The organism is Dactylococcopsis salina PCC 8305 (assembly GCF_000317615.1).
Taxonomy (GTDB): Bacteria; Cyanobacteriota; Cyanobacteriia; order Cyanobacteriales; family Rubidibacteraceae; genus Halothece; species Halothece salina.
In genome coordinates this window covers 3,125,758-3,146,368 of sequence record NC_019780.1, presented here as the reverse complement: position 1 = coordinate 3,146,368, position 20,611 = coordinate 3,125,758, and the positions used below count along the sequence as shown (strand labels likewise).

The 20,611-nt window shown below is 41.3% G+C and carries 20 protein-coding genes and 2 tRNA genes; 10 read left to right on the top strand and 12 right to left on the bottom strand.

Annotation, left to right across the window (positions count from 1 at the left end):
• Positions 1-12 precede the first annotated feature (12 nt).
• The 4 genes from DACSA_RS15100 (at position 13) to DACSA_RS18390 (ending at position 4,064) form a co-directional block, all read left to right on the top strand.
• Complete coding sequence (locus DACSA_RS15100) at positions 13-696, top strand: response regulator transcription factor (RefSeq protein WP_015230579.1); 684 nt, start codon at positions 13-15, stop codon at positions 694-696.
• On the top strand, positions 689-2,107 hold the full coding sequence (locus DACSA_RS15095) for a sensor histidine kinase (protein WP_015230578.1): 1,419 nt from the start codon (positions 689-691) through the stop codon (positions 2,105-2,107). The genes DACSA_RS15100 and DACSA_RS15095 overlap by 8 nt, the downstream gene beginning before the upstream one ends.
• Positions 2,108-2,171: 64 nt before the next feature.
• The gene (locus DACSA_RS20975) at positions 2,172-2,546 is read left to right on the top strand and encodes a NirD/YgiW/YdeI family stress tolerance protein (protein ID WP_015230577.1); all 375 of its coding nucleotides are present in this window, start codon (positions 2,172-2,174) and stop codon (positions 2,544-2,546) included.
• A gap of 63 nt (positions 2,547-2,609) precedes the next feature.
• The gene (locus tag DACSA_RS18390) at positions 2,610-4,064 is read left to right on the top strand and encodes a calcium-binding protein (protein ID WP_015230576.1); all 1,455 of its coding nucleotides are present in this window, start codon (positions 2,610-2,612) and stop codon (positions 4,062-4,064) included.
• A gap of 52 nt (positions 4,065-4,116) precedes the next feature.
• Here DACSA_RS18390 and DACSA_RS15080 read toward each other — a convergent pair.
• Together DACSA_RS15080 and DACSA_RS15075 are read right to left on the bottom strand one after the other, a co-directional pair.
• Positions 4,117-4,188 (bottom strand) — tRNA-Gln (locus DACSA_RS15080).
• 160 nt (positions 4,189-4,348) lie between these two features.
• A tRNA-Arg gene (locus DACSA_RS15075) sits at positions 4,349-4,422 on the bottom strand.
• Between the two features lie 50 nt (positions 4,423-4,472).
• Between DACSA_RS15075 and moaC the strand changes: the two genes are divergently transcribed.
• Entirely contained in the window at positions 4,473-4,949 is a 477-nt protein-coding gene (moaC, locus tag DACSA_RS15070) for a cyclic pyranopterin monophosphate synthase MoaC (protein ID WP_015230575.1), read from the top strand.
• Here moaC and DACSA_RS15065 read toward each other — a convergent pair.
• From DACSA_RS15065 to DACSA_RS15055, 3 genes are all read right to left on the bottom strand, one after another.
• Positions 4,935-6,146 carry an S-layer homology domain-containing protein gene (locus DACSA_RS15065; RefSeq protein WP_015230574.1) on the bottom strand — a complete coding sequence of 404 codons (1,212 nt, stop codon included), beginning with the start codon at positions 6,144-6,146 and terminating at the stop codon, positions 4,935-4,937. The genes moaC and DACSA_RS15065 overlap by 15 nt on opposite strands.
• Before the next feature lie 11 nt (positions 6,147-6,157).
• Positions 6,158-7,882, bottom strand: coding sequence for a tetratricopeptide repeat protein (locus DACSA_RS15060; RefSeq protein ID WP_015230573.1), 1,725 nt, complete (start codon positions 7,880-7,882; stop codon positions 6,158-6,160).
• 99 nt (positions 7,883-7,981) lie between these two features.
• Complete coding sequence (locus tag DACSA_RS15055; RefSeq protein WP_015230572.1) at positions 7,982-9,082, bottom strand: ABC transporter ATP-binding protein; 1,101 nt, start codon at positions 9,080-9,082, stop codon at positions 7,982-7,984.
• A 136-nt stretch (positions 9,083-9,218) separates the two neighbouring features.
• On the opposite strand from DACSA_RS15055, the gene DACSA_RS15050 reads away from it, so the two are divergent.
• A complete protein-coding gene (locus tag DACSA_RS15050; protein WP_015230571.1) occupies positions 9,219-9,755 on the top strand; it encodes a phycobiliprotein lyase in 537 nt (178 codons plus the stop codon).
• Between the two features lie 714 nt (positions 9,756-10,469).
• Here the strand turns inward: DACSA_RS15050 and DACSA_RS15045 are convergent.
• From DACSA_RS15045 to cmoB, 3 genes are all read right to left on the bottom strand, one after another.
• On the bottom strand, positions 10,470-11,039 hold the full coding sequence (locus DACSA_RS15045) for a Uma2 family endonuclease (protein WP_015230570.1): 570 nt from the start codon (positions 11,037-11,039) through the stop codon (positions 10,470-10,472).
• Positions 11,040-11,117: 78 nt separating this feature from the next.
• Positions 11,118-12,086: a quinolinate synthase NadA gene (gene nadA / locus DACSA_RS15040; protein WP_015230569.1), complete on the bottom strand. Its 969-nt coding sequence runs from the start codon at positions 12,084-12,086 to the stop codon at positions 11,118-11,120.
• A gap of 71 nt (positions 12,087-12,157) precedes the next feature.
• Positions 12,158-13,129: a tRNA 5-methoxyuridine(34)/uridine 5-oxyacetic acid(34) synthase CmoB gene (gene cmoB / locus DACSA_RS15035; protein ID WP_015230568.1), complete on the bottom strand. Its 972-nt coding sequence runs from the start codon at positions 13,127-13,129 to the stop codon at positions 12,158-12,160.
• A 495-nt stretch (positions 13,130-13,624) separates the two neighbouring features.
• On the opposite strand from cmoB, the gene DACSA_RS15030 reads away from it, so the two are divergent.
• The 3 genes from DACSA_RS15030 (at position 13,625) to DACSA_RS15015 (ending at position 16,430) form a co-directional block, all read left to right on the top strand.
• Positions 13,625-14,335: a methyltransferase domain-containing protein gene (locus DACSA_RS15030; protein ID WP_015230567.1), complete on the top strand. Its 711-nt coding sequence runs from the start codon at positions 13,625-13,627 to the stop codon at positions 14,333-14,335.
• Between the two features lie 699 nt (positions 14,336-15,034).
• Entirely contained in the window at positions 15,035-15,949 is a 915-nt protein-coding gene (trhO, locus tag DACSA_RS15020; protein ID WP_015230566.1) for an oxygen-dependent tRNA uridine(34) hydroxylase TrhO, read from the top strand.
• Positions 15,950-15,983: 34 nt separating this feature from the next.
• Entirely contained in the window at positions 15,984-16,430 is a 447-nt protein-coding gene (locus tag DACSA_RS15015; RefSeq protein WP_015230565.1) for a DUF29 domain-containing protein, read from the top strand.
• Positions 16,431-16,452: 22 nt separating this feature from the next.
• Here DACSA_RS15015 and DACSA_RS15010 read toward each other — a convergent pair whose 3' ends face one another.
• Both DACSA_RS15010 and DACSA_RS15005 read right to left on the bottom strand, forming a co-directional pair.
• Positions 16,453-17,514 carry a DUF1611 domain-containing protein gene (locus DACSA_RS15010; RefSeq protein WP_015230564.1) on the bottom strand — a complete coding sequence of 354 codons (1,062 nt, stop codon included), beginning with the start codon at positions 17,512-17,514 and terminating at the stop codon, positions 16,453-16,455.
• Complete coding sequence (locus DACSA_RS15005; RefSeq protein WP_015230563.1) at positions 17,471-18,556, bottom strand: mandelate racemase/muconate lactonizing enzyme family protein; 1,086 nt, start codon at positions 18,554-18,556, stop codon at positions 17,471-17,473. The genes DACSA_RS15010 and DACSA_RS15005 overlap by 44 nt, the downstream gene beginning before the upstream one ends.
• 89 nt (positions 18,557-18,645) lie before the next feature.
• On the opposite strand from DACSA_RS15005, the gene DACSA_RS15000 reads away from it, so the two are divergent.
• Positions 18,646-18,852: a chlorophyll a/b-binding protein gene (locus DACSA_RS15000; protein ID WP_015230562.1), complete on the top strand. Its 207-nt coding sequence runs from the start codon at positions 18,646-18,648 to the stop codon at positions 18,850-18,852.
• 116 nt (positions 18,853-18,968) lie between these two features.
• Here the strand turns inward: DACSA_RS15000 and DACSA_RS14995 are convergent, their stop codons facing one another.
• A complete protein-coding gene (locus DACSA_RS14995; protein ID WP_015230561.1) occupies positions 18,969-19,505 on the bottom strand; it encodes a TM2 domain-containing protein in 537 nt (178 codons plus the stop codon).
• A gap of 263 nt (positions 19,506-19,768) precedes the next feature.
• A complete protein-coding gene (locus DACSA_RS14990) occupies positions 19,769-20,242 on the bottom strand; it encodes a Uma2 family endonuclease (RefSeq protein ID WP_015230560.1) in 474 nt (157 codons plus the stop codon).
• Between the last annotated feature and the right edge of the window lie 369 nt (positions 20,243-20,611).

Genomic DNA, 20,611 nt, shown 5'->3' with positions numbered 1-20,611 from the left:
GCTAATGAAACCATGAGAATTTTATTAGTAGAGGATGATCCGGCTCAACTTGAACCCCTTTATGTGGCTTTAAGCCGTTGTGGAAATATTGTCGATGCGGTAGAAGAAGGAACAACAGCGCGGTGGTTAATGGGAGAAAAAACTTATGATTTGCTGATCTTAGACTGGATGTTAGGAGAAAATGATGGTGTAGTGCTTTGCCAAGAATTTCGTCACAACGGAATCTCTAGCCCAATTTTGATTCTCACCGCTAAGGATACCACCGAAGATTTAGTCATGGGGTTAGATGCTGGGGCAGATGATTATTTAGTCAAGCCCGTAGATATCACAGAATTGTTAGCGCGGATACGAGCTTTACGGAGACGCTCACCTCTGTGGCGTAGTGATCAGGTAAAGGTAGAAGGGTTAGTGTTACATCTAGATACAATGTCTGTTGAGTGGGGAGAGCAAAGTCTGAAGCTAAAAAGTCGTAACTTTCAATTGTTGGAATACATGATGCGTCATCCAAGACAAATTCTGACCTATAATCAAATTGAACTCGCCCTTTGGGAATGGGGAGAGCAACCAGAAAGTAATGCGGTTACTGCTCGGATTAAACGCTTACGGAAACAGTTGCGAGAACTGGGTTTAGATACTTGGATTCAAACTATTTACGGAATCGGCTATTGTCTGGAACCGATGGATCAACATGGCTAAATCTTGGAGAAATCTTCCAATTCGTGTACGCGGAACAGTGATTCTCGGTATTCCTGTGGTTTGTTTACTGACTGCGATTTCTGCATTTGCTTGGTTAAAAGCCAGTTTGGTGGAAGATGAAACTTGGGTTCAACATACCCAAACCGTGCGCTTAGAAACTAAACGCCTTTTGAAAGCCTTGGTGGATGCGGAAACAGGTGTGAGAGGATTTGGGTTAACGCGACGGGATGAGTTTTTACAACCTTATAACAAAGCACAAATTGTGATTCCTTTGTCTCTACAACGTTTAGAAACCTTAGTACAAGATAATCCTCAACAACTAAAACAACTGGATCAAATCGAACGACTGGTTAATCGAAATTTAGCCCTATTTGAGCAGAAAGTGACTTTAACCAGTGATTTAAAACGCATCGGGAGTGAAAATCAGGGTTCTACTGCTGCTCTTTATGATTGGCTAGAAGAAGGGAAAGGAACAATGGATCGGACTCGTGAAGCGCTGGAACAGTTTGCGAAGACAGAGGAAACTTTATTACGACAACGGAGAAAACATCGAGATTTGAGTCGTCAAGTGACTTGGATTGTTTTATGTATCTTTGGCGCGATCGCGCTTTTGGGTAGTGTTTTGGCGATTCGTCTCTTTTATGAATTAGAAAGAGAGTTAAGTCAGCGAGAAATGAATTTCCGCGAAGCCAATCAACGTTTGTCCTTAGTTTGTCAGCAGTTAGAACGATTTACGGCTAACGCTTCCCATGAACTGAGAACTCCTCTGGCGGCGGTTTTGAGTAATGCTCAAGTGGGGTTAATGATCTTAGAGGATGAGGAAGAGTCATCCCAAGAAATGCAGAAACGTTTAGATAATATTATCAATCTCACCAAACAGATGAGTACCTTAGTCAGTGATTTGTTATTTCTCGCCCGACATGAGGGGTTATTATCTTCAAAACAGTTAAAACCAGTGGAGTTAAACCGCTTAATCGAAACTTTAGCCCTTCAATGGGAAAAAACAGCACAACATCAAGGATTGGATTTCTCTAAAAAGTGTCCCTCAGTGAAGGTTAAGGTACAAGGAGATGAGACTCTTTTACGCAGCGCGATCGAAAATTTGTTAAGCAATGCTTGTCGTTACACTAATCCGGGTGGCAGGATTTCTTTAGCCCTCCAACTCCATGAGGAACAGATTTCTATTCATGTCACCGATACAGGAATCGGGATTCCTGAGACGGGATTAGCTCACATTTTTGAGTGTTTCTATCGCGGTAATCACTCTCGTCAGAAAACACAAGGATTTGGGTTAGGACTCGCGATCGCGCAACATATTATTCAAGCTCACGGGGGCAAAATCACCGTCACCAGCGAGATCGGACAAGGTTCTACTTTCTCGATTTTTCTCCCCCAAATCTCTAATCTTTAAACGGGTCATTTTCTGGTCATAGTTGCTTTCTATCTTGTAATTAGTTGTTCACACTAATCATGCTATGAAGTTAACACTCAGTATGGGCTTAATTTCCGCCCTATTAGTCGGGATTGTCACCCCCAAAGCCGAAGCGCAAGTCTCCATTGACGAGTTAAGACGCACCTCTGGCGTCACAATTCAAGGAGAAATTCGCAGCGTTGTTGGCAATGAATTCATTTTAAGCGATGGCACTGGAGAAATCATCGTTGATGCGGGTCCGAGTTGGTATCGTCGGTTAAATTTGCGTAAAGGAGAAACCGTCACTGTTGTTGGCGAGTATGACGATTATGATTTTGATGCCTATCAGATTACTCGGGGGAATGGAGAAACAATCCGTATTCGAGAACCCCAAGGCCCTCCCCCCTGGGCAGGTGGTCCTTCAGGGCGCGATTGGTAGTGATGAGATTTAAATTTCTGCTTTTTTCCACAATTGAACACAACAATCAGGAGTTAATTAAATATGGAAACCCTACAAATTCAAGGACAAATTCTCAACATCTTTGGTAACGAGTTTATTTTAGACAGTAGTTTCGGGAATATCTTAGTTGATACTGGTCCCAGTTGGTACTTCTCACTTGACTTAGAAGAAGGAGAACAAGTGACCGTAATTGGAGAAGCAGACGATGAAGATTTTGATGCTTTTAGCATTACTCGCAGCAACGGAGAAATCATTAGTATTCGGGAACCGCAAGGACCTCCTCCTTGGGCAGGAGAACGTGAAAATTATCGCAACGACTTTGAAGATGATTTCGATGATGATGATGACTTTCTCACAGAAATTGCTGGCGAAGTGGTCAACATCTTTGAAAATGAGTTCATCTTAAACAGTAACGGCGAGGAAATTTTAGTGGAAGCCAATACGGACTCTCCACTGAATTTAGAAGTTGGCGAAGAAGTTACTGTTTTTGGCGAAGCTGACGACGAAGATTTAGATGCTATTACTATCACTCGTAGTAATGGAGAGGTTTTCCGCTTCGATGAGGATGATTTCGATGAAGATGACTATGAGGATGATTTCGATGAGGATGATTTCGATGAAGATGACCGACTGATTGAGGTTTCTGGAACGATTGTTAATCTTGTCTCTGAGGAATTAGTTTTAGACAGTAATGGACAAACCTTTCTCGTTGAACCTGATTCTGATGAGACTCTCCCCATGAGTTTACAAGTCGGTGAAAGGATCACGGTTTTTGGAGAAGCTGACGACGAAGATTTAGATGCTATTACTATCACTCGTAGTAATGGAGAGGTTTTCCGCTTCGATGAGGATGACGATGAGGATGATTTTGATGAGGATGATTTTAATCAATCAAGAAACAATCAATCAGAGGAAAATTCCAATGAGCAAGAAAAAGCCATAGAAATTGCTAATCCAATCGCTCAAAGTATGCCAATTTTTGGGACGACAGAAGATAACGTTTTTCCAACCACAAACCTCAGTCAAGTTATGACTTCAGAGCGTTCGATTGTTTTTGCTGGTTCTGGTAACGATATCATTGATGGTTCTGGGAGTGAAGGAGGAAAACGCTTTTATGCTGGATCAGGTGATGATATTTTGATTGCAGGTCATGGCAATCATTTGTTTGGAAACTCTGGTGATGACAGTTTGTTCGTGACTGATGGCGGTGATAACACCTTAATCGGTGGTTTGGGAGCAGATACGTTTTATTTAGCTACTGCGGATATTCCACAAACAATGAACTTAGTCAGAGATTTTACCCTCGGAGAAGATACAATCGCTATTGCTGGATTTGAGCGGTTAACTTGGGAAGATATAACCTTAAGCTCTGCGGGAAGCTCTACAATTGTCACCATCTTTGACCAAGATATTGCTCGTCTTGCTCAAACTACACCTGAAAGTTTAAGCAGTGAAGACTTTTCCTTCCCCCTCCCGCTTACTGATTTTATTCCCTAAACTGGATCAAAAAAACCCCAACTCTGTGAGTTGGGGCTAACTTTTTTTTTAACTGGGGTGCTAGGATTCGAACCTAGGAATGACGAGACCAAAACCCGTTGCCTTACCGCTTGGCTACACCCCAATGGCTTTGTTTTTCAACCTCTATAAATATAGCAAGACATTTTTGAGAATGTCAAGGGGTAATCTCTAAATTTCTCCACGTCCTATTTTTCCTCAATTTAAACAGCAAAACTAGGAGAAACGATCGCCTCTCCTTAAAATTGATATAATCTTAACCGAAGCGGGCCTGGGAGGATTCGAACCCCCGACACCGTGGTCCGTAGCCACGTGCTCTAGTCCACTGAGCTACAAGCCCAAATGTTGAGTTTTAATCAACAGTAATTAAATATAACACAGATCATCGCTATGACGCAAGAAAAAAATTTAACTCATCTCAATGTGGCGGGAGAAGCTCGGATGGTGGATGTTTCGGAGAAAGCGGTCACGAAACGACGGGCGATCGCGCAAGGGGAAATCAAAATGTCTTCAGACACTTTAGCGACGATCGAAGCGGGAAATGCGCCGAAAGGAGATGTTTTAGCCACCGCTCGTTTAGCAGGAATTATGGCAGCCAAACAAACCTCACAATTGATTCCCTTATGTCATACTCTACCCTTGCAAAATGTCAAAGTCGAATTAACCGCCGATGAACATTTACCAGGCTATCAAATTCGCGCTGAAGTTGTCACCACGGCGCAAACGGGGGTAGAAATGGAGGCTTTAACTGCGGTTTCTGTTAGTGCTTTAACCCTTTATGATATGGCAAAGGCACTGGAAAAAACGATGATCATTCAATCGGTTCGTTTATTAGAAAAAACGGGCGGTTCATCAATCATCAGTTAATTCCTTAGCGGTGATGATGTCTCCTTGTGTGCCAAATGACCAAAGCGCAGCCGCTGCTTGTGCGCGGGTGACAGGTTTATTCGGTTGTAAAAGTTGGGTGTAACCGTAGAGACGACGAATGATCGATCGTTCCCCTTGAGAAAAGTCAGCAACTACAGCCCCGAATGCTTTAGAATCAATTTCACTGGCATCTTGAAACCCCCACGTTTCCTGAACGGTTTTCACATCCGCTTCTGGGAGATTGCGACGAGTGTCGAGGGGAATTTTCCATAAGAGGAGGGTTTCTCGTTTTAAGGGGGCATCAGGGCGAAAACGAGTGATTGTCGCATCGTCGGTGAGTCGGGAGGGGATGATTCCCGCTTCTGCTAAACCTTGAATGATTTTGAAGTCGGGATCATTGGGGGAAATATCCTGAAATGCGGGCGTTTCTGCTTGTTCAACTGAACGAATTTGTTGGCTGGGGCGATCGGGGTAGAAGCGATTATGCGCTTGGAATAACCAACGGGCGAAGGTGCGGCGAGTAATTTCTGCGTTGGGAGAAAATTGTTTGCTTTCAGGTTCGATCGCGCTTAAAACTCCCAATTTCGCCACGTCTCGCACATAGGTTTCTAAGGAATCAGGGGTTTTGTCTAAATCAGAAAAGGAATCGGTAGCGGTTTCAGTAGTGGAAGAAGAAAGCGGTTGATAGCGTATCCGAATACGATTGCTGTTGCTATCATCTCGCGAAGCAACAAAGATGGTTAGTTTTAACTGATCGGATTCAGCAATGATTCTCTGTTGATCAGTGTTCGTGTCAGTTTCTACAGAGGGAGTTTTGATTTCCCATGAATCATTGTTTAATTCTTGCTGATAAAATTCGATAATGGAGTTACGGCGATCGTTAGAAATCAATTCCATCTCCCCAGACTGACGATCGGGTTGGATGTTTTGATTGACGATTTCTGAGTTGGGATAAAAGGGAATTATATCTGGAACGTCGGTTGAAACTGCTAATTCTTCAGTGTTGGTTTCGTCTTTAGAATTAGATGACGACTGGCTTTCTGTTTCCGTCTCAGAAGTAGCAGATGGATTAGTGGAATTATTTTGTTGTTCTTGTAATTGTGGATCAGGAGCAAGACGTTGTTCAATTTCCTCACTACATCCAGTTAGCAGCATTAAGCTGATTACGAGGAGAAATCTAGATTGATGAGATAACATTTATTCCCTAATTAATTGTTCAAACGATCGCGCAATCTTTCTCTGCGACTGATGGCGGCTTCATAATCAGGTTTAATTTTAACCGCTTGGTTAAATGCTTCGAGAGCTTCTCTTCTTCGATCCAAAGCCAACAGCGTTAACCCTTTGTTGTACCATGCTTCGTAAAATTCGGAGTTGAGTTCAATCGCCTGATTATAATCAGAAAGCGCCTTTTCATAACGTTCTAGCTTACGTCGTGCGTTTCCGCTACCATTCCAAGCATAGGAATAGTTCGGAGCAATCTCGATCGCCTCATCATAAGCTGCGATCGCTTCGGCATAACGTTCTAATTTATACAAAGCATTACCGCGATTATTCCAAGCAAATAAATAGTCGGGATTATAGAGTTTAGCGGTATCAAAGGCTTCTAGCGCCTCTTGATGCCGATCGAGTTCCATTAACACTTCCCCGCGATTATTCCAAGCCTGATAAAAATCCCGTTCCATATTAACCGCTTTTTCAAACCATTGCAGGGATGCTTCATTTTGTCCTAACTCATCCAGTGCTAACCCTTTACAATTCAGTGCTTCCACGAACTCTGGATCAAGTTGAATCGCTTGATCACAGGAAGACAGTTGTTCTTCAAAGCGTCTTAACTGCGCTAAAGCAAAGCCCCGATTCAACCAGGCTTCTGCTGAGTTCTCATATAAGTCTAATCCTTTTTCATAAAGCGCGATCGCCTCCACATATTCTCCCTCACGAGCCAAGCCATTAGCTTGATTAAACAAATAGATCGCCCTAGCGATGGGGAACAAAAACACCCCTAGCATCACCACCCCTCCTCCGATTCCCAAAGGAATCCAACGTCGCCAGGTTTTCCCTTCTCGGATGCGTTTTTTCTGTTTAATCTGCTCTTTGAGATCAGTTTTTCCCGACTGATGTAACTCTTGTAAATGTTTAATCACCTCATCGGCGGACTGATATCGATCGCCAAACTCCGATCGAGTCATGGTTTCCAAAATTTCTGCTAACTCTTCAGAAACCTGAACTTGATCTCGCCACTGTAACTTTCCAGTTTCTGGGTTTTCTTCTAACTGCGTCGGCGCTTTTCCCGTTAACGCTTGAATCGCAATCAAACCCACCGCGTAGATATCACTATTAAAGCGTGGTCTGCCTCGCAATTGTTCTGGGGGCATATACCCCTGTGTGCCAGCGACAATACTGGGTTGCGGCTGTCCATCAGCAGTCAAAACGAGGGTTTTAATCTCTTTTACCGCCCCAAAATCAATGAGGTAAAGTCTGCCATTTTTCCCACGACGGAGGTTAGACGGTTTAATGTCGCGGTGGATCACATTATTTTTATGAATGAATGACAAAATGGGAAGGGTTTCTTTCAGGAACTCGATTACCTTTTCTTCGCTTAAAGGGTGTCCAATGCGAATCTCCTTACTTAAATCATGCCCATCAATAAACTCTTGGACTAGGTAAAAATCCTCACCATAATAAGCGAGAAGATTAGGAATCTGATCACTATCACTGAGCTTTCCCATCACTTCTGCTTCAATCACAAACAGTCGTTTCGCTTCTCGTAGGGTTGACTCATCACTGGCTTGAGGCTTCAGATGCTTGACGACACACCGAGGGTTATTCGGTTCGGTTAAATCTTGCGCCAGATAAGTCTGACCAAAAGCACCCCTTCCTAACTCTTTAATGATTTGATAGCGTTCGCCAACAATTTTTTCCACTTTTTCGACCATGAGAGTTACACGACATCTTAATTGCTTTCCGACTCAGCAGCTAACACCCACTATAGTTGCACAATTTTACAGATATTATCTCTGATTAATTGTTTTCGATCAATTTCTAGGATAAATCCTCTCGCCATTATTCTGATCAAAAATAAAGACTCGATCGAGGTCAATTTTCACAGTCAGCCGTTGTTCTGGCTTTCCTTGCCAAATTCCTGGCACTAGAAAATTTAGATCATCCTCTGTTCCCACAATTTCCCCCCGTAACAGCGTTTCTCGACCCAATGGCTCAATCAACTTCACTTCTAATTCTAAAGTCCCGAATTCGTCTTCTAAGGACGGGGAAACAGCAGAAATTGCTTCGGGACGTATCCCTAAACAAAATTTATTTTCATTGTAATTAAGTAGGTGTTTTTCCAGTTCACTGTTAACAGGAAGACTCTGTTTTCCCAATTGTAGTTTACCGTCCATATATTGAACGCGAACACAATTCATGGGAGGACTCCCCAAAAACCCCGCCACCATCAAGTTCGCTGGATAGTGATAAACTGCTTCTGGTGTGCCAATTTGTTGAATTTTTCCCTCAGATAACACCACCAATTGTTCCCCTAGCGTCATTGCTTCCCCTTGGTCGTGGGTAACATAGATGGTAGTAATCCCTAACTCTTGATGGAGACGTTTCAATTCAGCGCGGGTTTCTTCTCGTAGTTGTGCGTCTAAGTTGGATAGGGGTTCATCTAACAAAAACGCTTGCGGTTGACGAATAATCGCACGTCCTAACGCCACTCGTTGCTGTTGTCCTCCTGAGAGTTGTTTCGGTTTACGATTGAGAAGATGAGAGATTCCTAATGATTGGGCGATTTTTTGTACTTGTTTCTCTCTGATTTTCGGATCGATTTTCCGCATTTTTAGCCCAAATTCTAGATTCTCCGCAACGGTTAAATGGGGATAGAGGGCATAATTTTGGAAAACCATTGCGACATCTCTATCTTTTGCGGGAATATCATTGACTCGTTGCTCGTTGATGTAGATCCTACCGTCGCTCACTTTTTCTAACCCCGCGATCGCACGTAATAGAGTTGATTTTCCGCAACCTGAAGGCCCCACCAACACACAAAATTGTCCTTCCGCAATAGAGAAGGAAATATCTTCGATCGCGCTGGTGTTTCCATAACGCCGTGATACGTTTTGCAGTTCAACTTTCTTCATGGTTCTGATTTTTGGAGATTCCGTTAAATTTCTGACAATAGAGGGAAGCGATTTGCTGTATATTTATTAAATAATGTAAACCAAATCCGAGAAAAGTTCACTTTTCTGGTAGAAAAACTTTAGCGTGAGGATATCTGTGAAAGTACAATCAAGCCAGCGTTCCCTACAAACTGAACCATTAATCGCACAATTTTTCCGTACAACCGCCGGTCGATGGCACTCTCAGCGCCGTTATTACACTTTATCAGACGGCAAAACGAAAGAAGTTACCAGCGAGATTTGGATAGAATTTTTAGAAGCGGGATGCGATGATTTAACAGTATTAGAAGGGTTACATCACTTTCATCCTCACACCCTTCTTTGTGGCGCGAAAGTGAGTTGGAAAAGTGAGGACAGTGTTACGGGGAAAAAACAGTCAGAAGATTCCACTCTATTCGGGGCGCTAGGAAATACATTATATCGCGATCGGGGCTTTGCAATTTCTACCCCAGTCACCGCTAATTTTTATTTTACGAATCCCAATACGTTATGTTTGCGAACCGAATACAATGGATCAGTTTTTGAAGAAGAATTGAAACTAATCAGCGACAAATATCGCACTCGTCAAACCATCATTTCTCGCGCTGGTGAGGAAATTATGATTGGTCAATATTTAGAAAAGCGAATCAGTTAGTAAGAGAAATCATGGGTTGGGTTGCTGTTCCCCCCTTTCTTTCTCAGGGCGAGTTGATTTCATTCACAATGAAACAACCTTGGTGTGGAGATTGGGATGATGTTTTATTCAACTTAAACTCGGCTTGCATACCATATTTTCCTAATTTTGCCCACTGGTTTTCCTGATGACTGCTGTTTAATTATTTTGGGAAATCTAATGCTCGATCGAGGCTTGTCAATACGGGGAGGGGGGATGTTAGTAACGATTTTCCTTGCTTTCAGAGACGTTTTCTAAAATTGGCAACACTTCCCATTATATAGAAATACTTTATCAGGAAACTCGATCGAGCGCAACCCCTGAAAAAAAATTTGCTTTTCCGAGTTGATATGATGTTTTATTCAACTTAAACTCGGCTTGCATACCATATTTTTAGAGTACCGTAGATAAACCGTAGGTTGGGTGTAGCGAAGCGAAACCCAACACCAATTACAAGGAATTACCTAAACTTGGTATCATTCCCCTCTTGATGGTGTTGGGTTACGTTACCTCCACCCAACCTACCTAATGACTAATTTGTGTTGGGTTACGTTACCTCCACCCAACCTACCTAATGACTAATTTGTGTTGGGTTACGTTACCTCCACCCAACCTACCTAATGACTAATTTATGTTGGGTTACGTTACCTCCACCCAACCTACATTTTTGTCCTGACAATTAATCATCAAAAAAAGTTAGGTGGGGAAAGTTCCCATTTTTAACCAATTAAATACTTCTTCTGCGGTTAAATCCAAATCAATCCCTTCTAAAACGACTAACTGATCATTTCCTTGAAATAACTCTGGTTGTTGTTGTCTCTGAAAGACCAGAATTGAGCGATCGTCAGGATCAATTAACCATCCTAACTCACTGCCATATTGAAGGCAATGTAAAATATTGCCAATGACTCGATTTGAACTTTGATCAGGAGAAAGAATTTCAATTGTCCAATTGGGAGGAATAATCACCTGATCTAAAGGTTCTCCCGTTTCATCGATCGCGATATTTTCCCAACGAAATACAGCAATATCAGGAATAATAGAACGTTCTCCAAAGGTACAACGTAATTCTGGAAATCCATAACCAATTTGTTTCGCCTCGACGACTTCATTAATCTTATGAATTAATTTTCCTTGTAGTCGAGAGTGGCGAGTTTTAGGCACTGGTTTTGGAATGATTTGACCATTGATATATTCCGAAGGAGGTTTCGTTTCTGGTAACTTTAGAAACTCCTCTAAAGTTAAAAATCTAGTTTGAGTAATCATCAGCAATTCAGTTTTAAGGGCAACATCAAGGTTGAGTTTTGTTACCGCCACCCGACCGCAAAAACACACCCTTACAATTTAACTCATTGCTAACATTTTTTGAATCGGTTTTAAGGCAGCCTGACGAATTTCTTCAGGAAGTGTCACTTCAGGGCTACGATTTTTCATGGCTAAATACAGTTTTTCTAAGGTATTTAAACGCATATAAGGGCATTCATTACAGGCGCAATTATTCATTGCTGGTGCGGGAATAAAGGTCTTTTCGGGTGTCGCTTTTTGCATCTGATGAATAATTCCAGGTTCGGTGGCGACGATAAATTCTTTTTGGGAACTGTCCTGAGAATACTTTAACAAACGAGTGGTTGAACCGATATAATTAGCATGACGTAAAACGGGTTCTTCACATTCAGGATGGGCGATAATTTCTGCTTCGGGATGAGTGGTTTTGAGTTGCACGATCGCTTTTTCGGAAAAGGTTTCATGGACAATACAACTCCCTTCCCATAATACTAAATCTCGTCCTGTTTCTTTCATTACATAGCGTCCTAAATTGCGATCGGGCGCAAAAATGATCGGTTGTTCTTCAGGAGTCTGATTAATAATTTTCACCGCATTAGAACTCGTGCAAATTATATCACTCATCGCCTTAATTTCGGCGGTACAGTTAATGTAAGACACCACTAAATGATCGGGATATCTCTCTTTAAATCGAGAAAATTCTTCGGGAGGACAACCTTCTGCTAAAGAACAACCCGCATCCAAATCTGGAATTAAAACCAATTTATTAGGGTTCAAAATTTTCGCGGTTTCCGCCATAAAATGAACCCCAGCAAAAACAATCACATCAGCATCTGTATTCGCCGCTTTTTGGGATAATCCTAATGAGTCGCCGATATAATCAGCGACATCTTGAATGTCTCCTTCCTGATAATAATGGGCTAAAACTACCGCATTGAGTTCCTGTTTTAGATTTTCAATAGCTGTAAATAAATCCGTCGGAAGTTGATGAGTTGTTGGTTTCGATTTTGCGAAAGCAGTTGTAAACACAGTTGTTCAATAATTATAGTTAGTTTTACCATATATTATAGTTGAATTTACCAAAACTGTCAGAGACACGGCTAACTGTTGGCGATAAAAATCCCTCTTCGTGGCGCTGGATATCCTTCAATGGTTTTACTGGAATCGTTGGGATCAAGGAAGTTTTCTAGAGAATGAGAGTTAATCCATTCCGTGCGTCGTTGTTCGGCGGTGCTGGTGATGGTAACATCAACTAAGCGGATATTCTTAAAGCCACATTGGCTTAACCAAGACTCCAGAGTTGAACAGTTGGGAATAGACCACACATTTCGCATTTTGGCGTAACGCTTTTCTGGAATGAGAACGTCGGTGTAATCCTCTGGGATGACAATTGTTTCGAGGACTAATTCTCCCCCAGGTTTGAGGGTATCGCGTAGGGTTTTGAGATGGTCACGCGGCGATCGTTGATGATACAGTATTCCCATCGAGAAAACGGTGTCAAAGGCGTGTAATTTCTCGGGAAGATGTTGAACTCCTAACGGTATTGCATAACCCCTCGTTGTGGGAAAATACTGTTTTATGGCTTGGTATTGCATCACATACAACACCGATGGATCAATTCCAATCACCAATTCCGCGCCATTTCCGAGCATTCTTAGAATATAATAGCCGTTCCCACAACCGACATCTAAAACAGTTCGTCCTTTTAATGGGGTGATGTGGTTTTCGAGTCGTTGCCATTTCCAGTCTGAACGCCACTCTGTATTAATATACACCCCAAATAGCTCGATCGGACCTTTTCGCCAAGGACAAAGTTTTTTCAAACCGACTTCTAAACGCTGACGAGTGATTTCATCGGTGTCATCTGGAGAACCAATTTTAATCACTCCTTGTTGGAGATCAATCAGACTCGGTGGTAAAGGAGGAAGACTCTCGACAGTTTCCTTCCATGCTAAGAAATGTCCATTTCGGTTCGGTTGTAATGCGGTTTCTACGTCTTGAGGAAGTGTCTCCAACCATTTCGCAGCAGGGGAGTTCGCGAGTTGGTCGTATAATGGCTGATAGTTAAACATTAAAGTGTTGACGGTTTCTTCGGAATCCCATCAGGTTTCCTCATGTTACCATCTCGATCGATTCTCTTTTGCCTCCGATTACCAAAAGATAATTGAATCGGTTTTCCTGCTGTGTCAACCTTTATTTACATTTTGTAAAAAATCCTGTTTTCAAATTAGTTTCTTGCCTTCACCGTCAAATTGAGCAATTTTTGTCATCGTTAACGAAGTCATGGGAATTACAGCCTGATTTTTTGCAATTTAGACACAGTTAGCACCCATACAGCGTTACTTTAATTTAAGTGCACCTCATTGTCAAGCCCGATCGCGCTTAAACCCTGATTAATTCGTAAGAAGTTAAGAAAGATGAAGTTTGCTCATTGATTAGATATAACTATCAAAGCTAAGTTACTCTTTAAGGAAACTTATGTTTAGTGACCGTTGCTGGTTTCCAGACTGTATTCTTTTTTTAGGTTAATTTCAGTACAAGTTACAATTTGATTCTTATTAAAATCTATGGAAAATGTCGGCGATCGAATCGAAGCAGAAAACGCAAATTGGTCATTTAGTGGCGAAATTAGTGAACACTTTGATCAGCATATCCAGAAATCAATTCCCTTTTATGAAACCTCCCATCAATTAGGGGTTAATCTGTCTGATTTTTTCCTGGGTGATGGTTCAATTTGTTATGATTTAGGATGTTCAACAGGACGTTTATTAACTCGTCTCGCCACCCATCATCAGAATAAACGAGTCCAGTTTATTGGGATTGATATCGAAGCAGAAATGGTGAACCATGCTCAAAATTGGTGTCAAGATTATTCTAATGTGGAAGTGCGTTGTGAGAGTTTAATTGATTTAGAGTTGGAAAAAGCAGATTTGATTTTTGCTTATTATACGATGCAGTTTATTAAACCAAAATATCGTCAACTTTTGTTCGATCGAATCTATGACGCATTAAACTGGGGAGGAGGGTTTTTACTGTTTGAAAAAGTGAGAAGTCCTGACGCACGATTTCAAGATATGATGACAACACTTTACACCGATTATAAATTAGATCAAGGTTATTCAGGAGATGAAATCATCGCCAAGAATCGCAGCTTGAAAGGAATTTTAGAACCGTTTTCCACTGCTGGAAATTTAGGACTTTTACAAAGAGCAGGGTTTGTTGATATTACCACCGTGATGAAATATATTTGTTTTGAAGGTTTTTTAGCCATAAAATAATGAATGATTAAAGAAACCCGTCTTCTTTCCCCCCTTACGAAGGGCAGGGCTGTTTCATTCTTTTAAAATTAAGGGAGGTAGGGAGATGGGGGAGACAAGGGAGACAAGGGAGATGGGGGAGATTTCAGGACTCTTTTTTCTTATGAAAAAGCCAAAAAGTAGGAAAAACGTCTCGATCGAACGTACCGTAAGAGGTTCAGGCGATCGATGCTTCGCATCGGTGCGCGGAGCGCAATCGCTGCCAATTTTGACCCCGAGAATGAAACAGCCCTGCTTACGAAGGGGGGCTAGGGGGCAAAATCAAAAATCCCCCCAAACTTGGGGGCTAGGGGGTAAAATCAAAAATCCCCCCAAACTTGGGGGCTAGGGGGCAAAATCAAAAATCCCCCCAAACTTGGGGGCTAGGGGGCAAAATCAAAAATCCCCCCAAACTTGGGGGCTAGGGGGCAAAATCAAAAATCCCCCCAAACTTGGGGGCTAGGGGGCAAAATCAAAAATCCCCCCAAACTTGGGGGCTAGGGGGTAAAATCAAAAATCCCCCCAAACTTGGGGGCTAGGGGGCAAAATCAAAAATCCCCCAAACTTGGGGGCTAGGGGGCAAAATCAAAAATCCCCCAAACTTGGGGGCTAGGGGGCAAAATCAAAAATCCCCCCAAACTTGGGGGCTAGGGGGCAAAATAAAAGGAGGAATAGAACCAAATGAAAGTTGCAACATTTTATAAATTTATACAGTTAGATAATTTAGAAACCTGGCGCGATCGATGCTTAAAATTCTGTGAACAGGAAGGAATCAAAGGAACAATTCTCTTAGCTACAGAAGGCATTAATTGCACCCTTTCTGGAGAAGCAGAAAGTATTGATAACTTTCTCCAGTTTCTCCAACAAGACGATCGTTTCCTTGACATTGAACCTAAAATTTCCGACATAGATCAACCACCATTCCATCGCCTGAAAGTAAAAATAAAATCTGAAATTGTCACGATGGGAGTCAACGAAATTAAGCCAGCAATTAGCACAGGAAAACATATTGATCCTGAAACTTGGAATCAGATTATTTCTGATCCAGAAGTGTTAGTAATAGACACGCGCAACCAGTACGAATATAAAGTGGGAACATTTCAAAATGCAGTTTCTCCGCAAACAGATAACTTTCGTCAGTTTCCAGAATTTGTTGCGGAAAATCTTGATCCAAACAAACACAAAAAAATTGCTATGTTTTGCACTGGTGGCATTCGCTGCGAAAAAGCAAGCGCTTATTTAATCGCACAAGGATTTGAGGAAGTCTATCAACTGAATGGGGGAATTTTGAACTATTTAGAAACCGTTTCCTCGGACAAATCATTATGGAAAGGAGAGTGTTTTGTCTTTGATCATCGCGTCGCGGTTAATGAGGAATTAGAAAAAGGAAACTATGAACTTTGTTATGGATGTGGTCAACCTTTATCTCCCGAAGAACGTCAGTCAGAAAAATATGAAGCTGGTGTTTCTTGTCCTTACTGTTATGATCATTTAACTCAGCAACAGCGCGATCGATTTTGGGAACGTCGGCGACAACAAGAACTTGCAAAACAACGCAATCAAAAACATATTGGTGCAGAAATATCGACCAACTAAAACTTAGCCTAGCCAGAAATTAGAAACAATCATCATGCAACTTCAATCATCTTTATACGAAAAAGACTTTTATCTTTGGATTGAACAAACCGTAACTTCCTTACAAAAGAAACAATTTCAAGACCTTGACTTAGACAACTTAATTACAGAACTAGAAAGCATGGGAAAACGGGAGAAGCGGGAGTTAATCAGTCGTTTATTTATCCTGATTGAACATTTGCTAAAACTCCAATATTGGGAAACAGAGAAAGAAGATAACGCCAGAGGATGGAAAAATACAGTAATTGAACAAAGAAAACAAATTGAAATTCTTTTCAGAGAAAGTCCTAGCCTAAAACAATTTCTCCCTGAACTCTTATCAACTACTTACCAAGACGCAAGAGAAGTATTTTTGCGAAAATCAGAATTATCGGAAACAACTGTTCCCGTGGAGTCTCCTTTTACTCTCAAAACTATCCTTGATCCTAATTATTTTCCCTAATCTATTGGAAGGAGAAACTCTCTCATTGTTTCTCCGAAGCTGAAACCAACGCAGAGAATAAATTCTCTCCAGAAAAACGCACCACATCATTACAAGGTAAACCAGTCATTTCCGAAACCTTTGCGATTTCCTGTTTCGCTGTTTCTTTCTCCAAATGAAACGTATTTAAAGCAATTCCTTTCACTTTAATCTCACCAAATGCACCCACACCACTGGCTAACATTTCATACAGTTTCACCACCTCAGATAAAGGTGGAATTTTAATCTCTGGAAAGTTCCGAATCTCCCTTTGTCCAGCACGATGCACTAAAATTAAATCAGTGGGTTGAGTTCCTCTTAATAATGGTAAAACTGCCGTTGAACCAGGATGAAACAGCGAACCTTGTCCTTCTACAAATAAGAAATCTTCTCCTGTTTCCCCAGCCTCTAAAACCATCTTTTCCACCGCACCCGCCGCAAAATCAACCCGTATCGCATCGAGAGGAATTCCACCGCCACTAATCATCATTCCTCCCTGTCCAGTGGCGAGAAATTTAGCACGGTATCCCTTTTGTTTTGCGATTGTCACTAATTCTAAACTGGTGGACATTTTCCCAATGGAAAAGTCTGTTCCTACTGTTAAAATTCTTTTTGCAGATAAAAACCGCGCCCGACCACCGCTAATTCCTAACCCTGTGGGTTCTTCTCTCACATCCCACAACCATTGTCCTGATTGTAAAACCAATTCTTCCTCAAATAAAGATCGAATAGGAGTGTGTAACCCATTTACGACAGATAAACCTGCTTTTACTGCTTGTTTGACTTCCTCTTTCCAAGCTGGGGGGAGTTGTCCACCAGAAGGGGCAATTCCGATTAATAAAACATTGGGATGATAGGTTAAGGCTGTGGTAACATCAGCAACAATGGGAACGTCTCGATCGATGCGTCTCAAACGAAACAAAGAGTCTCCTGCACAATCTTGGTCAATCACTGCGACAATATTGGCTTCACTGTAGCGTAAAAAAGCCAATCCTGTTTTGCCTTGTTCCCCACGAATGCCATCATAGAGTAAAATCGCCACCCGATGTTCCGCCGTTAGCTGCATTGTAAGTCACTCCTAGTCCTGGTGATGAATTGGGTTGTAAATATCCATTATTTAACACCGCGCCGCAAAACGGATCATCTTTGAGGTTGAGATGGCTATCGAGATCAAGATAGTCTGCTAAACTGCCTAAATGGGCCATAGCGGTATTCCCCAGACTACTATCAGAGTAACAGCCATACATCACTTTTAAGCCACAAGATTGAGCCGTGTAAGCCATTCGTAAGACTTCCGTGAGGCTTCCCGCTTTCATCAGTTTAATGTTAATGCCATCAACATTTAAAGCCATCAGTCGAGGAATATCTTCACTGGTGAAACAACTTTCATCAGCAAAAATGGGGAGAGGGGAATGTTTCGCAAGTGTCGGAAGTTTTTCGTCTTCTCTCACAGAAAGGGGTTGTTCTAAGTAAGCAACATTGTAGTCAGCTAACCAATGACTCATGGTGATGGCTTGATCTAATGTCCATCCACCGTTAGCATCAATGGTAAATTCACTGTTGGGAGAGTTTTGGTAAAGGGTTTGGAAGAGTTTTTGATCTGCTTCTAGTCCGTCGGGATTGCCTAATTTTACTTTAATACGGTTTCCTGTGGTGACGGTTTGCCAATTTTCAAGGCGTTTTTTTCCCTCTTCTGGGGAACTAATGCCAACGGTAACAGAAATGGGAACAGTTTGATTGATATCAAGTCCCAAAATTTCCCACAACGGGAGTCCCGCGCGTTTTCCTAACCAATCGTAACACGCCACATCGATCGCGCTACAAATCGCAGAAGAAACCTTCGCCTCTTTTAGTTTAGCTTGAATGCTCGATCGCGCCGTCGGTTTGAAACATTTTAAGATGGGTATAATCTCTCGAACCTGTTTCTGTAACAACTCTGTATCTTGTTTACTTTCCCCACCGATGGAAAACGGAACTGCTTCCCCCCACCCTTCAATCCCCTCCTGTTCCAGTTTAATCCAGAGATTGGTGGTTTTAGCGGTTGTTCCCCTAGAAATGGTCAAAGGAAAGCGTTTTTGAACTGGCAACTTTATCACAGTAATTTCCATCTGTAAATCTTTCCCTCAATCTATTTACAAAACTTAATTAACCTTGTTAGAGTAAGTTTAACGTTGAATTAAACATAAGGATTAAATTAATGACTACTGGAAAAGGCTCGATCGTTGACGATCAAGGTAAAATGAACAACTTCGCAGTTGAACCAGACGTATATGTACAAGAGGAATCCCGCGCTGGTTTTACCCCTTACGCAGAACTCCTCAACGGACGTTTAGCAATGATTGGTTTTGTCTCTTTATTAATTTTAGAAGTCGCCACAGGACACGGATTATTCGGTCAATTTTAGTTAATTAATTAAATTTATTCAGGGGTCAATAGTCAGACATTGACCCCGATATTTATTCTGATTAAAAATCTAAGATTTCAACCATCACTTTTTAGGGAACTTTCCTCCCTATCCATTTAATTAATCTTATAAATGACTGCGCCATCATCAGCACGATTATCAATGTAAAGGAGATTTTTCTTCATTAAATCTTGGACCCGTGTTTCTAATTTTTCATAATCTTCATCTACTTCTAAGAAGATTTCCGCTAGGGTTGCGCCATTGCTTTTTCTACAAGTTTGGAGAATCGCTCGATCGATATCTTTCCCCTTTAAGGGTTTTTCCGCCGTTTTCTCTCCATTCACTTGAGGCGGATCATTCCTTTTCAAATTAATAACAATACTTTCAGGAGTTTGATAAAAACTACCTTGGTCAGGTTGATAACCATAAAGCGCTTTTATCTTCAAATTTTCCTCATCAATCATCCCTGGAATCATAAAAAGATCAATAAATTGACCAATTCCAAAAAAGCCAAACGTGATCAAATAGAAAAAGCCTGAAAAATAGCGTCTTGCGTAGATGCGATGAACGCCACACACAGATAAAAAACAAAAACACCATAACGCATAAGCTGTCGGATAACTTCTTTGATGAGGAACAATTTTACCTGACATTGATTTTAACTCCCAATTTTCTACATCCGAGTGATGTTGGGTTTCGCTACTCTACACCCAACCTACTTTGATCGACTTTTGAGTGATGTTGGGTTTCGTTACTCCATTGATTCCCCCCTTTCTAAGGGGGGTTAGGGGGGATTTACAGTAAATTGACTTTTTCCTATACCCAACCTACCTTTAATAGATAGTGAAACCACCTCCTCTAATTTTAGCGCAAAGCACCTTAATCTTTTTTCATCACTTCCTAAAAATAAGATAAATTAAAGAATAGAACTGGGAAACTCCGTAATCAAATTCGATCGTTGTATCATTCCTTTTGGCGTGTGTATAGTCGGATGACCATCATCATCACAAAGCCAAACTTCTTGCGCTCCCTTCGCCGAATACAAATCAATTTTTTCCATCATTTCCCGTTGAGAATTAGAGGGAGAAACAATTTCTATACAAATTTCTGGCGCAACAGGAAGAGGAGTAATTTCCCCATATTCTGCAAAAAATTCTGGGGAACTCCAAGCCACATCTGCTACTTTCACCCCTTTTCTCGTATCAATTGAACATTCTAAATAGAGTTCTCCGTCTGACGCATATTTTGCCAAAAGTAAACTTAATTTAACCTGTAATCGTCCATGACGGTTAGAAGTAGGACTCATTATAATTTTGCCATTTTCATCGAGTTCAATCTTAAATGGCAAATCTTTTAAACTCGGATGTTCAATAACGTCTTGCCATTTCATCGTATGATTTACTATTTTGTTCTTGGTAACAAATCCATGTAGGTTGGGTGGAGTTTACGAAACCCAACATCAATCAGGTGTAGGTTGGGTGGAGTTTACGAAACCCAACATCAATCACTGGTCACTGTAAATTAAATCGAATGTTGGGTTACACCCAACCTACGTTAATTATGATGTTTACTGTAAATTAAATCGAATGTTGGGTTACACCCAACCTACGTTAATTATGATGTTTACTGTAAATTAAATTGAATGTTGGGTTACACCCAACCTACGTTAATTATGATGTTTACTGTAAATTAAATTGAATGTTGGGTTACACCCAACCTACGTTAATTATGATGTTTACTGTAAATTAAATTGAATGTT

Excerpts from the sequence above, each read along its gene's own strand:
- DACSA_RS15100 (WP_015230579.1), top strand. The coding sequence starts at position 13 with ATGAGAATTTTATTAGTAGAGGATGATCCGGCTCAACTTGAACCCCTT.
- DACSA_RS15095 (WP_015230578.1), top strand. The coding sequence starts at position 689 with ATGGCTAAATCTTGGAGAAATCTTCCAATTCGTGTACGCGGAACAGTG.
- DACSA_RS20975 (WP_015230577.1), top strand. The coding sequence starts at position 2,172 with ATGAAGTTAACACTCAGTATGGGCTTAATTTCCGCCCTATTAGTCGGG.
- DACSA_RS18390 (WP_015230576.1), top strand. The coding sequence starts at position 2,610 with ATGGAAACCCTACAAATTCAAGGACAAATTCTCAACATCTTTGGTAAC.
- moaC (WP_015230575.1), top strand. The coding sequence starts at position 4,473 with ATGACGCAAGAAAAAAATTTAACTCATCTCAATGTGGCGGGAGAAGCT.
- DACSA_RS15065 (WP_015230574.1), bottom strand. The coding sequence starts at position 6,146 with ATGTTATCTCATCAATCTAGATTTCTCCTCGTAATCAGCTTAATGCTG.
- DACSA_RS15060 (WP_015230573.1), bottom strand. The coding sequence starts at position 7,882 with ATGGTCGAAAAAGTGGAAAAAATTGTTGGCGAACGCTATCAAATCATT.
- DACSA_RS15055 (WP_015230572.1), bottom strand. The coding sequence starts at position 9,082 with ATGAAGAAAGTTGAACTGCAAAACGTATCACGGCGTTATGGAAACACC.
- DACSA_RS15045 (WP_015230570.1), bottom strand. The coding sequence starts at position 11,039 with ATGATTACTCAAACTAGATTTTTAACTTTAGAGGAGTTTCTAAAGTTA.
- cmoB (WP_015230568.1), bottom strand. The coding sequence starts at position 13,129 with ATGTTTAACTATCAGCCATTATACGACCAACTCGCGAACTCCCCTGCT.
- DACSA_RS15030 (WP_015230567.1), top strand. The coding sequence starts at position 13,625 with ATGGAAAATGTCGGCGATCGAATCGAAGCAGAAAACGCAAATTGGTCA.
- trhO (WP_015230566.1), top strand. The coding sequence starts at position 15,035 with ATGAAAGTTGCAACATTTTATAAATTTATACAGTTAGATAATTTAGAA.
- DACSA_RS15015 (WP_015230565.1), top strand. The coding sequence starts at position 15,984 with ATGCAACTTCAATCATCTTTATACGAAAAAGACTTTTATCTTTGGATT.
- DACSA_RS15010 (WP_015230564.1), bottom strand. The coding sequence starts at position 17,514 with ATGCAGCTAACGGCGGAACATCGGGTGGCGATTTTACTCTATGATGGC.
- DACSA_RS15005 (WP_015230563.1), bottom strand. The coding sequence starts at position 18,556 with ATGGAAATTACTGTGATAAAGTTGCCAGTTCAAAAACGCTTTCCTTTG.
- DACSA_RS15000 (WP_015230562.1), top strand. The coding sequence starts at position 18,646 with ATGACTACTGGAAAAGGCTCGATCGTTGACGATCAAGGTAAAATGAAC.
- DACSA_RS14995 (WP_015230561.1), bottom strand. The coding sequence starts at position 19,505 with ATGTCAGGTAAAATTGTTCCTCATCAAAGAAGTTATCCGACAGCTTAT.
- DACSA_RS14990 (WP_015230560.1), bottom strand. The coding sequence starts at position 20,242 with ATGAAATGGCAAGACGTTATTGAACATCCGAGTTTAAAAGATTTGCCA.